This is a genomic window from Streptomyces sp. NPDC055078 (assembly GCF_053607985.1).
In genome coordinates this window covers 1-9525 of sequence record NZ_JBSGUP010000307.1, presented here as the reverse complement: position 1 = coordinate 9525, position 9525 = coordinate 1, and the positions used below count along the sequence as shown (strand labels likewise).

The window sequence follows — 9525 nt, the reverse complement described above, 5'->3', positions numbered from 1 at the left end:
CTGACCTGCGGAAACACGGCACCGCGATGAAATGGTCGGTGGCGCCCCCGGCAGGACTCGAACCTGCGGCCAAGCGCTTAGAAGGCGCCTGCTCTGTTCCTCGATGGCGGCAGCCAAGTGAGCGCGCTTTGCAGCGCTGCTCCTACGTGTTGCTGGGGTCGCGCTGATTCGCCGATGGCAGACACATTGGGCGCGCAACGGACTGGAACAACGCGGCGAAGCAAGCAAACCTAGAGCGGTCCGGAGAAGTGCGGTTGTGCCCTGCTGTTCCCGTGTGCAGTTGGATGCCGGGAGCGCGAGGGCAACATAGCCGACGATCGCCGGTTAGCCAAACCGGCGATTCCGCAGACCATTGAACCTGCCGCGCTGATTTCCGCGTGGCGCATCCAGGAATCTCTCCGAGGAGTCTAAAGCCGTGTATGTCGAAGTCATGGAAGAAGAGTGGCTGCTATCCGAGGAGCAGGTTCGATCGCTGCTCAAGTCGATTCACGGGCAAGGGGGCTTCAATCGATCGGTGTACCCCTTCATATGCACCGTGGCCGAGCAGGCTCTGTTCCCGCGTGAGGCTCGAGCCCTGCGTGTGAGCGATGTGCTCCCGGAGGGCGACGGAGGTAAGTTGACGGTCCGTCGCAATGGGAAGGCGAGGGATATAGCCCTCCAGCCGCAGTGCATCGCGTTCCTCCGTGAGTGGATCAACGGCGCTGGTCTACAAGAGGACGACCTGCTGTTCCCCGGTACGCGAGGCAGGCCGCTCTCTGCTTCCGACTACAAGCAGATCTGGGAGCAGGCCCAAGAGGCCGTCCTGCCGCGAGACGATCTGTACTCGTGGCGCCTGGGGGAGCCCATCTCCATCCTCCGTGATTCCTGCCTGGTGAAGTGGCTGCGGATGGGCCTCTCATCCGTCACGGTTGCCGAGTGGGCCGGCGTGACCCCGAGTTGGCTGACCCAGCGTTACCCGCACTGCTTCCGCACAGAGAAGGTCGAAATCGACTGGGACCACCTGGCCGGGGTCATGCCCCTTCCGGACTCTCGCAGATCCTGATTCTCACCCCGCGCTCTGGCTGACACCCAGAGCGCGGGCGCCACCAGCTCACCCTCTCCTGCACCGGTCGTCCTCGCGCCGACGAAGCCGTCACGCGGCCAGCCCCCTTTGGCCAAGGCTCTCCGTGAAGCGGTCCCACTGCCCTGCCAGGGCTGGTGACCATCTTGGACCGGTCGATGCTCCGGCCGCCGACTCCGCGGGCGCCCAGCCCACCCTCACCTCAAGGTCCCCTCTATGCACGCACGCTTGCTGTCCATCCCTGCCGTGGCCGCCGCCTTGGACGTCGACCGTCGCACCGTTTACCGCTTCATCGCTGCCGGTGACCTGCCTGTCGTCGACCTTCGTATCGGACCAGGCCGATCCCGTGTACGGGTCCCCGCGGCTGGCCTCGACGAGTTCATCACGCGCCGTGCCGTAGTGCCGCCGCCAGTCCGCCGCTGACCAAGGCCGTTCTGGCCAGTCACCGTTGAACAAGGAGTAGAGCCTCGTACCTCCGCAAGATGAAGTCTGGCAAGTGGCAGGCGACCGTACGCAACCGGGCAGGAGACCGGTTCAGCGAGTCTTTCCCCCTCAAGGCGCAGGCGCGCGCCTGGGGCATCGAGACGGAGACCCAGTTCGCCCGCGGAGGCATGCGTGACCCGCGGGCCGGTGAAGTGTCGTTCCGCGAGTGGCACGACCGGTGGTGGAATGCCCGCGTCGTTGAGCCCCACACGCTTCGCGGCGACGCCTCCAGCATGAAGAACCACGTCATGCCCTATTGGGCGGACTGGGAGATTCGGGCCATCACCCGCATGGACGTCCAGAGCTGGATCCGAACCCTGGTCGAGAAGGGCGCTGGGGCCGCTGTGATCAAGCGGGCCTACAACCTCACGTCCTCCATGATGCGCGCGGCCGTCGACGACGATGTTCTGGCGGTGACCCCGTGCCGCAGCATCGACTTGCCTCAGATTGCGGTCAAGCCGCCGCAGTGGTTCACGCTTGACCAGGCGCAGAGCATCCTGGACGAACTCCCCGCCGCGTGGCGGACAATGTGCCTGCTCGGCTTCTACACCGGACTGCGCTGGGGAGAACTCTCTGGTCTGCATCGCCACCGCATCGACCAGCGCCGCTCGCGGCTGTTTGTGGTGGAGGTCAACACCAAGAGCGGCATCAAGGAGTACCCCAAGAGTTCCAAAAGCCGTCGAGAGGTCCCGCTCCCGCCTCACGTCCTGGAGGCCGTTGAACGCCACATCCACCGGCTCGACCGGGATGCCGTGGTGTTCACCACCGTCACCAAAGGCCGTGCCGGACGGCTCCTCGCCGACAGCAACTGGCGTCGGCAGACCTGGTGGCCCACCATCGAGGCCGCCTATTACTTCGACACCGACGGCGAGCAGCAACTCGTCCCGTACTACCCGCCGCACTCCATGCGCCACACCTGCGCCTCGTGGCTGGTCCAGAAGGGAGTCTCGCTCTACGAGGTCCAGCATCTCCTCGGCCACGAGAGCTTCCAGACCACCCAGCGCTACGCTCACCTGCAACCGGACGCGCACAAGGCTGTCCTCGGCGCTTGGGAACGCTTGGACGATCCGCTGATCATCGCTGCATGAACGATTCTTCGCCCCTGTCCGTGTAGGACGGGGGCGAAGGCGTTGAGAGGGTTGCGAGCAAGTGTGCTGAGGGCTGGGACAGAGATGATCACATCAAGCGCCCACCAAATGAACAGCCGGGAATCTCGTTGGGCCTGGCAGACCAGGGCATCGAGGGTGCCCTGGCGCTGGTCGGCTCGGCGCCGACAGCCACCATGAAACCAGTTCACGCATCACGTGAAGTGTATGGAAGCGGGCGAGCGCCAGGGCGCGGGATAGCTACGACCGTCAGCGTGCGTACGCGGGGTGGGCATCGGTGGTCCACCGAGCCACCATGCGCTACCTCCGGCCGCCTTCGGTGGCTGGCTCCGCGCGTTGGGATGCGGGCCCTCCGCGAGGAACGGCTCCAGCCCTGGTCCGCCGTACGGGACTTTCTCGATGCGTTTGCCTGCCGGCTCCAGGCCGTGCCTCTTTGCGTAATTGACAACGCGACGCCACTCCGCGACCTCGTCGTCATCGGGATCAGTGATCCGGACGCGCCCCTCGGCGATGAGTCGCTCGATCAGTTCCCGCGCCTTCGCCCGCCGGGCACGCGCGACGGGCCGCTCGCTATGGGCCGACCGAGACTTTGGCGGGCTCCGTCGGCTCACCGCTGCCAGCGACCGTAGAGTTGTCGTCGATCATCAGGAGCCAACTATCCCGCAAGGCATTGGCCGAACGCCAGCCACTTGACCTCATGGTTCCGAGCGCCCTCGTCGACGGCAGGGGGTCAGGGGAGCCCGTGCTGCCGTTCGATCAAGGCGCCGACCACCAGTGCACAAGCTCCGGCCCACGCCGCGCTGCCTTACCGCGAGCACAGCCGAAGGGGCGTCGGTCAGCCGCGGGAGTCCGCTGGGACCTCTCTGGAACTTCCGGCCCCATCAACCGGCACGAGCGTGAATCAACCGAAAGCCCATTCGCGCAGCTCAGCAGCCACCACGCGCCCATCACGGCAGGTCACGGCGCTCACTGGTCTCTTCTGGGACATTCGACCAGCAGGACTCAGTAGCTCCGCGCTGAGCGTCGCCGATCGTCGCGCGCCATCCGTACCCGCCGCCCGACAGCGCTCCGACCTGCATGACAATTAGCCTGACGCTCCATCAGAACGAGCGTCAAATGAGCGTCAAGATGCCTCGGGGAGCGTCATTTCAGCGTCAAGATATCGCCCGTAACGCCCACAATGCACATAGCGCACACCACCTAAACCCGCAGGTCAGGAGCCCTTCGCCGCCGGTTCGAGGATCGCTACGCACTCCACATGGTGCGTCATCGGGAAGAGGTCGAACGCCCGCAGCGTACGTGAGCGGTACCCCGCCTCACGGAAGTATCCCAGGTCACGGGCGAGCGCCGCCGGGTCGCACGCCACGTACGCGATGCGGCGGGCGCCCAGGGCGGACAGTTGGCGGACGGTCTGCTTGCCCGCGCCGGCGCGTGGGGGGTCGAGGACGATCAGATCGGCCTCGGTGATCCGGGTGCGGGGGAGGACCTGGTCGACCTTGCCGTGTTCGATGCGGACGCGCTCCAGGTCGCGGAGGTTGTGGCGGGCGTCGTCGGCCGCGCGCTTGGAGGACTCGATGCCGAGCACCGCGCCATGGTCGCCGACGCGTTCGGCGATGGCGCCGGCGAAGAGGCCCACACCGCAGTACAGATCGATGGCGGTCTCGCCCTTGCGGGGCATCAGACCCTGCATGACGGCCTTGACGAGGACGTCGGCCGCCTGCGGATGCACCTGCCAGAAGCCTCCGGCGCCCACGCGGTAGGTCCGGCCGTCGGACCGCTCACGGACGAAGTCGCGGCCGTGGACCCGGTGTACGCCGCCGTCGCGTTCGTCGACGCGCAGGACGGATACCGGCTTGTCCAGTTCGACCAGCGGCAGCCGGCCGCCGGGGGAGGGGGTGAGGATCACCTGGCGATCGTTCGAGCCGGTGGCCGCGATCGCCTCCACCGAGGCCAGTTGCGGCCAGGCGTGCTTCTCGATGCCCAGTTCGCTCACGCCCGGAGCCGCGATCAGACAGTGGTCGACCGGCTCGACGTCGTGTGAGCGGTGCCTGCGCAGGCCGGCCCGGCCGTCCGGGTCGACCGCGTACTGCACACGGGTGCGCCACGCGGGCACCTCGCCCGCGGGCAGTTTGTCGCCCGGTGCGGGCATGACCGTGCCGTCCCAGCCGGCCTCCTCGGGGGTGAGGCCCGCGAGCTGCCGCAACTGCTCGGTGATCACCTCGCCCTTGAAGCGGCGCTGGGCACCCGGCTTCACATGCTGCCAGTCGCAGCCGCCGCACCTGCCGGGCCCGGAGAACGGGCAGGGGGCCGCGATACGGTCCTTCGCCGGTTCGATGATCTGGACCGCGTCGGCCCGGAGGAACCGGGAGTCCTCGTCGCCCTCGGTGATCCGCGCGACGATCTTCTCGCCGGGCAGCGTGTGCCGGACGAACAGCACCCGGCCCTCTGCCGTACGGGCGACGCAGTGGCCGCCGTGTGCGACGGGACCGACCTCGACCTCGTACTCCTCCCCGACCAGTGATGAATCGGATGCGTTCGGCATGGTGAGGTGACTCCAGAGGATCGAGGGTCGGGGGGTGGCGGTGGAGACGGTGATCGAGGGCATGGTGTGAGGGGAAGCCGTGCCGCGGCGCCGGGGGAAGGGGCTGTACGGCGTGGCACGGACGACCAGCCCACCAGTCTACGTCGGCGGGAGAGGCCCCCGGTCCCACCGGACCCGGCCCGGCCCACCGGACCCGGACCCGGCTGCCTCGCCCCACCGGACCTGGACGTGGACCCGGCTGCCTCGCCACCGGACCCGGCTGCCCGCCACGCGGCCCGGCCCGCCCCGCCCCGCCACCGGCCCCGGCTGACCGCCCCGGACCCCGCCCCGTCCGTCAGTCCTGCTCGCTGCGCTCCTTCGGCCGCTCGTCCACCAGCCCCCGGCGCACCGATCCCGGCGCGTTCCAGTCCTGCCGCTTGCGCGCCCGGTTCTTCGCCGCCTCCGAGGACTCCAGCTGATACGGCACCGAGGTCACCATCACGCCCGGAGTGAACAGCAGCCGCCCCTTGAGCCGCAGCGCGCTCTGGTTGTGCAGCAGATGCTCGTACCAGTGCCCCACCACGTACTCCGGGATGAAGACACTGACCACGTCCCGCGGGCTCTCGCGCCGCAGCCCCTTCACGTATTCGACCACCGGCCGGGTGATCTCCCGGTACGGGGAGTCGAGGATCTTCAGCGGCACATTGATACCGCGCCGCTCCCACTCCGCCCGCAGCGCCTTCGTCTCGACCGGGTCCACGCTGATGCTGAGCGCTTCGAGTTTGTCGACCCGCGTCAGTTTCGCGTACGCGAGGGCGCGCAGGGTGGGGCGGTGGATCTTGGAGACCAGCACGATGGCGTGCACCCGGGACGGCCGCACGCTGTCGTCGGTGGGCTCGTCGGGGGCCGCCAGTTCCTCCGAGACCCGGTCGTAGTGCCGGCGGATCGCGCTCATCGTGCCGTAGAAGATCACCATGCCGAGCAGTGCCACCCAGGCGCCGTGCGTGAACTTGGTGGCGAGCACCACGACCAGCACCAGACCGGTGAAGAAGGCGCCGAAGGTGTTGATCGCCCGGGAGCGGATCATACGGCGGCGCCTGGCCGGGTTCTTCTCGGTGCGCAGATGGCGGTTCCAGTGGCGCACCATGCCGGTCTGGCTGAGCGTGAAGGAGACGAAGACCCCGACGATGTAGAGCTGGATCAGCCGGGTGGAGTCCGCGCCGTACACGACGACGAGCAGCGCCGCCGCGCCCGCGAGCAGCACGATGCCGTTGGAGAAGGTGAGCCGGTCGCCGCGGGTGTGCAACTGGCGCGGCAGATAGCGGTCCTGGGCCAGTATGGAGCCGAGCAGCGGGAAACCGTTGTACGCGGTGTTCGCGGCCAGGAAGAGCACGAGCGCGGTGGCCGCCGCGAGGACGACGAAGAAGAAGGTGCCGTCGCCGAAGACGGCGGCTGCGACCTGTGAGATCACCGGGTCCTGCACATAGTCAGCGCCGACCGCGAGCCCCCCGCGCAGCAGATCGTGCGCCGGGTTCTCCGCCATCTTCACATCGGTGGCCATCGCCAGACCGATGATCCCGCAGAACATGGTGACCGCCAGGCCGCCCATCAGGGCCAGGGTGGCGGCGGCGTTGCGGGACTTCGGCTTGCGGAAGGCGGGCACGCCATTGCTGATCGCCTCGACCCCGGTGAGCGCCGCACAGCCGGAGGAGAAGGCCCGCAGCAGCAGAAAGACCAGCGCGAAGCCCGCGAGCCCCTGCTCCTCGGCCCTGATCTCGAAGTCCGCCGTCGGCGCCTTCATGGTGTCGTCGAGGACGAGGGCCTTGTACGCGCCCCAGGCGATCATGGCGAAGACGCCGGCGACGAAGACATACGTCGGGAACGCGAAGAGCTTGCCCGACTCCTTCACCCCGCGCAGATTCATCAGCGTCAGCAGCACGATGATGCCGACCGCGCACAGCACCTTGTTCTCCACCACGAAGGGGATCGCGGAACCGAGGTTCTCCACCCCGGATGAGATGGACACCGCCACGGTCAGTACGTAGTCGACCAGCAGCGCGCTCGCGACGGTCAGACCGGCCTTGGGGCCGAGGTTGGTGTTCGCCACCTCGTAGTCGCCGCCGCCGCTCGGGTAGGCGTGCACATTCTGCCGGTAGGACGCCACCACCGTGAACATCAGTACCACGACGGCGAGGGCGATCCACGGGCTGAAGTGGTAGGCGGACACCCCCGCGATGGACAGCACCAGCAGGACCTCGCCCGGTGCGTACGCCACGGACGACAGGGGGTCGGAGGCGAAGACAGGGAGCGCGATGCGCTTGGGGAGAAGGGTTTCCCCCAGCCTGTCACTGCGTAGCGCCCTGCCGATCAGAATCCGTTTCGGCAGGTCGGTCAGTTTGGACACCCAGGGATCGTAAGGGTTCGATCCGGGCCACGCCCACCCACCACCCCCTTCCCCTTGCGGAATCCCCCGCTCCCCTCGTATCGGGGGTCTCGCGGGTACGGTGCGTACTCGGCTCGGGGGCGGTGCGTGCCCGTCGCGGCGGCGGTGACTGCCCGTCCCGGGGGCCGTGATCACCTGGCCCGGGGCCGTACGGCGGGCGGGACGGGACCTTGCGGCGGGTGGCCCGCGACCGTGACGGCGGGTGGCCCGGGGCCGTACGGCGGGTGGCCCGGGACCGTGATCACTCGGCTCGGGCACCGTGTGTGTGTAGCTTGGGCCACGGTCTGAGACCCTTGGAGCCCGAGACCTTTCAGCCTTGGGTAAAGGATATTGACAGCCGGAAGGACGGTCGTGCACATCGTCATCATGGGCTGCGGGCGAGTGGGCGCCGCTCTCGCGCAGACCTTGGAGCAGCAGGGGCACACGGTCGCGGTCGTCGACCAGGACCCCACGGCCTTCCGTCGTCTGGGTTCCGGGTTCGGCGGTCGCCGTGTCACCGGCGTCGGGTACGACCAGGACACCCTGCGCGAAGCGGGCATCGAGGACGCCGGCGCCTTCGCCGCCGTCAGCAGCGGGGACAACTCCAACATCATCGCCGCGCGGGTCGCCCGCGAGATGTTCGGCATCGAGCACGTAGCGGCCCGGATCTACGACCCGCGCCGCGCCGAGGTGTACCAGCGCCTCGGCATTCCGACCGTCGCCACCGTCCGCTGGACGGCCGACCAGATGCTGCGGCGGCTGCTGCCGTCCGGCGCCGAGCCGCTCTGGCGCGATCCGACCGGCGGGGTCCAGCTCGCCGAGGTGTACACCTCGCCCGCCTGGATCGGGTACAAGGTGAGCCGCCTCCAGGACGAGAGCGGTGTACGGATCGCGTTCATCACCCGGCTGGGGGAGGCCGTCCTGCCCACCTCGGAGACCGTGCTGCAGGAGGGCGACCTCGTCCATGTGATGATGCGCACGAACGAGATCGAGAAGGTCGAGGCGGCGTTCGCCGAGGGCCCCGAGGAGGGCGGTCAGTGATGCGCGTCGCAATCGCGGGAGCCGGTGCGGTGGGCCGTTCCATCGCGGGAGAGCTGCTGGAGAACGGGCACGAGGTGCTGCTTGTCGACAAAGCGCCCACGGCCATCTCGGTGGAGCGGGTGCCGCAGGCGGAGTGGCTGCTGGCCGACGCCTGCGAGATCACCTCGCTCGACGAGGCCGCGCTCCAGCGGTGCAATGTGGTGATCGCGGCGACCGGTGACGACAAGGTCAATCTCGTCGTCTCGCTGCTGGCGAAGACCGAGTACGGGGTGCCGAGGGTGGTCGCCCGGGTCAACAACCCCAAGAACGAATGGCTCTTCAACGAGTCCTGGGGCGTCGATGTCGCGGTCTCCACACCACGGCTGATGTCGGCCCTGGTGGAGGAGGCGGTGAGCGTCGGCGATCTCGTACGGCTGCTCCGCTTCAGCCACGGCGACGCGAACCTCGTCGAGCTGACCCTCCCTCCGGAGTCCGCCCTCGCGGGGACGCAGGTGGGGGATGTGGCCTGGCCGGAGGACACCTCCCTGGTGACCATCATCCGCGGGTCGCGGGTGCTGACACCGAGCCCGGAGGAGACGCTGGAGGCGGGCGACGAGCTGCTGTTCGTCGCGGCCCAGGCCCGGGAGGAGCAGCTGGAGGACCTGCTCTCCGTCCGCAAGGAGCTGTAGCGGGGGGTCACGGTCCCCGGGGCGCTGCCCCGAACTCCCCCTACGCCCTGCGGCGTGGGGGGACCCCCACCTACGCGCCGCGGCGTGGGGGGACCCCCAGCGCCTCGAACTCCCCCAGGGCTTCGCCTGGGTGGGGGTCCTGGACGAAGGCTGGGGGGTGAGGACGGACCCTGGGGTGCAGGGGCCCGCACTGGTCCGGGGCTGGGGCCCGGGTGCGTGGACTG

7 protein-coding genes are annotated in these 9525 nt (G+C 68.6%); 5 read left to right on the top strand and 2 right to left on the bottom strand.

Annotated features, from left to right (window positions below):
• The first annotated feature begins 415 nt into the window (after positions 1-415).
• From ACWF94_RS23765 to ACWF94_RS23755, 3 genes are all read left to right on the top strand, one after another.
• Positions 416-1042: a tyrosine-type recombinase/integrase gene (locus ACWF94_RS23765; protein WP_453491898.1), complete on the top strand. Its 627-nt coding sequence runs from the start codon at positions 416-418 to the stop codon at positions 1040-1042.
• A gap of 234 nt (positions 1043-1276) precedes the next feature.
• A complete protein-coding gene (locus ACWF94_RS23760) occupies positions 1277-1483 on the top strand; it encodes a helix-turn-helix domain-containing protein (protein WP_453491895.1) in 207 nt (68 codons plus the stop codon).
• A 59-nt stretch (positions 1484-1542) separates the two neighbouring features.
• Positions 1543-2631 (top strand): tyrosine-type recombinase/integrase, encoded by a 1089-nt coding sequence (locus ACWF94_RS23755; RefSeq protein ID WP_453491892.1) that lies wholly within the window; start codon positions 1543-1545, stop codon positions 2629-2631.
• A gap of 1231 nt (positions 2632-3862) precedes the next feature.
• On the opposite strand, the gene ACWF94_RS23750 is transcribed toward ACWF94_RS23755, so the two are convergent.
• Both ACWF94_RS23750 and ACWF94_RS23745 read right to left on the bottom strand, forming a co-directional pair.
• The gene (locus ACWF94_RS23750) at positions 3863-5191 is read right to left on the bottom strand and encodes a class I SAM-dependent RNA methyltransferase (protein WP_453491901.1); all 1329 of its coding nucleotides are present in this window, start codon (positions 5189-5191) and stop codon (positions 3863-3865) included.
• 334 nt (positions 5192-5525) lie between these two features.
• The gene (locus ACWF94_RS23745) at positions 5526-7574 is read right to left on the bottom strand and encodes an APC family permease (RefSeq protein WP_453491889.1); all 2049 of its coding nucleotides are present in this window, start codon (positions 7572-7574) and stop codon (positions 5526-5528) included.
• A gap of 390 nt (positions 7575-7964) precedes the next feature.
• Here ACWF94_RS23745 and ACWF94_RS23740 point away from each other — a divergent pair, with 390 nt between their 5' ends.
• Positions 7965-8633 carry a potassium channel family protein gene (locus ACWF94_RS23740; protein WP_453491886.1) on the top strand — a complete coding sequence of 223 codons (669 nt, stop codon included), beginning with the start codon at positions 7965-7967 and terminating at the stop codon, positions 8631-8633.
• Entirely contained in the window at positions 8633-9301 is a 669-nt protein-coding gene (locus ACWF94_RS23735; RefSeq protein ID WP_453491883.1) for a potassium channel family protein, read from the top strand. The genes ACWF94_RS23740 and ACWF94_RS23735 overlap by 1 nt, the downstream gene beginning before the upstream one ends.
• The last annotated feature ends 224 nt before the right edge of the window (positions 9302-9525 follow it).

What these genes read in the sequence shown, in the direction of transcription:
- ACWF94_RS23760 (WP_453491895.1), top strand. Translation starts at nt 1,277, where the DNA reads ATGCACGCACGCTTGCTGTCCATCCCTGCCGTGGCCGCCGCCTTGGAC.
- ACWF94_RS23755 (WP_453491892.1), top strand. Translation starts at nt 1,543, where the DNA reads ATGAAGTCTGGCAAGTGGCAGGCGACCGTACGCAACCGGGCAGGAGAC.
- ACWF94_RS23750 (WP_453491901.1), bottom strand. Translation starts at nt 5,191, where the DNA reads ATGCCGAACGCATCCGATTCATCACTGGTCGGGGAGGAGTACGAGGTC.
- ACWF94_RS23735 (WP_453491883.1), top strand. Translation starts at nt 8,633, where the DNA reads ATGCGCGTCGCAATCGCGGGAGCCGGTGCGGTGGGCCGTTCCATCGCG.